Source organism: Collinsella aerofaciens (genome assembly GCF_028209625.1).
In the GTDB taxonomy this organism is placed as follows: domain Bacteria; phylum Actinomycetota; class Coriobacteriia; order Coriobacteriales; family Coriobacteriaceae; genus Collinsella; species Collinsella aerofaciens_AM.
Genome location: NZ_JAQLDU010000041.1, coordinates 1 through 1,642 on the forward strand (window position 1 = coordinate 1; position 1,642 = coordinate 1,642).

Genomic DNA, 1,642 nt, shown 5'->3' on the forward strand with positions numbered 1-1,642 from the left:
TCTTCCTGCGGGGCATTTCCGATGCCTCCCTTTTCTCGAACCTTAATTTCAAAGTCCAAGAAATGGGATGCAGTTCACTTGCACCAATAAAAAGAAAAGGGCCGCGCACCCAAATGGATGCACGGCCCTCATGCCATGAATGCGAGTGATTCCGCGGCGAGCTATTTACTCAGCAGCCTCGGTGGTCTCGGCCTCGGCAGCGGCCTCCTCGACGGGAGCCTCTGCGGGAGCCTCGGCGGCCTGCTTGGCAGCCTCCTCGGCGAACTTAGCGGCACGCTTAGCCTTCTCGGCAGCCTTAGCCTCAGCGGCGGCCTTGCGAGCGGCCTCGGCCTCAGCAGCCTTGGCGGCCTTGGCAGCCTTGGCCTCCTCAGCCTTCTTGAGCTGGGCGGCAGCGGCGCCACCGAACTTGTCGGCGAAGCGCTGGACGCGTCCACCGGTGTCGACGAACTTCTGCTGGCCGGTGTAGAACGGGTGGCACTCGTTGCAAAGCTCGACCTTCATCTCAGACACGGTAGCGTGCGTCTTGAAGGTGTTGCCGCAGGAGCACGTCACCGTGCACTCGACATACTGGGGATGGATACCCTGCTTCATGGTAGGACTCCTTATTGGTCAGGCGCTGGTTACCGATCAGCGCATAAGGCGTCTTGGTTTCCGACCAAGACAACAAACTCGGCTATGGTACCACGGCGCCGCGCGTCCCACAAAAGGTTCACGGTCTTTTCGGAACGACACGGATCTGACCCATCGAAACACATCTCCACCGTTCCTTCAACTGGGAAAATGCCGTCCCCGGGGCCTGAGAAGGGCCCCGGGGACGTTCGACTGACTGCGGGAACGGCCTTTCCGCTCAATGTGTTCGGCTGAGATCGGAAATCAACCAAACTGAACTAGGTTCAGTTGACATGGTTAAAAACGAGGGGCGACGCTTTTGCGTCACCCCTCGTCCCGGCCGGTTGCTTTAGTTGTACACACGGTAGTTACACTTGAACTGGGTTATGTGTCCATAGTTGGAGCGGTACCAACCCGACGTATAGCTGATTGCCTCTGCGCCTAGATAGTCGTAGCCCTTGTTGTAGCGAAGCTGACGGTAGGTCGTGTCGTACTCTGCTACGTAAAACGTGTCTCCAGAGAAGGCTTTGTACCGGTCCTTAACCGTCGAAGCTATGTACGCGGGTTCGACATCGCCTTTCTCCCCGTTGAGCGCATAGACGGGTGCCGCGATTCCGCATAAAGCCGTTGCCACGAGGATGGCGTAGACAGCCATGCGCGACGCATTGGACTTCAGCTGTTCAAATAGTTTCATGTCATTCACCTCGCTCGTATGTATCGAGGTATTCCTGCTTGAGCGTCTGCGAGGACGACTTGATCTTTTCCACGAGCGTGCCGGCTTCGATGAAGTAGAACGAGTTGGTGAGGTCTGCCAGGTCGTCGAGCAGATGGCTTGAAATGAGCACGCTGCGTCCCCGCGCCACTTCGCTGCGCATCGCGTCGCAGGAGGTTTTCCTTTTTCCCGGATCGAGGCCGTTCAGCGGTTCATCGAGGATGAGGTACGGGCAATCGGTCGCTATCGCCATGGCAAGCTTTACCTGCTGCTTCATTCCTGTCGAGAGTTTACGGGTCGGCTTGTCGAGATATGGGGAGA

General features: G+C 57.6%; 3 protein-coding genes. All 3 read right to left on the reverse strand.

The window, feature by feature from the left end:
* Positions 1-165: 165 nt before the first annotated feature.
* Complete coding sequence (rpmE, locus tag PMW70_RS09655; RefSeq protein ID WP_006235303.1) at positions 166-591, reverse strand: 50S ribosomal protein L31; 426 nt, start codon at positions 589-591, stop codon at positions 166-168.
* A 367-nt stretch (positions 592-958) separates the two neighbouring features.
* On the reverse strand, positions 959-1,303 hold the full coding sequence (locus tag PMW70_RS09660; protein WP_271744732.1) for a hypothetical protein: 345 nt from the start codon (positions 1,301-1,303) through the stop codon (positions 959-961).
* Position 1,304: 1 nt separating this feature from the next.
* On the reverse strand, positions 1,305-1,642 hold a 338-nt coding region (locus PMW70_RS09665; protein ID WP_271744733.1), incomplete at its 5' end, for an ATP-binding cassette domain-containing protein.

Bases quoted from the DNA above. Each gene is read 5' to 3' on its own strand.
- rpmE (WP_006235303.1), bottom strand. From the start codon at position 591: ATGAAGCAGGGTATCCATCCCCAGTATGTCGAGTGCACGGTGACGTGC.
- PMW70_RS09660 (WP_271744732.1), bottom strand. From the start codon at position 1,303: ATGAAACTATTTGAACAGCTGAAGTCCAATGCGTCGCGCATGGCTGTC.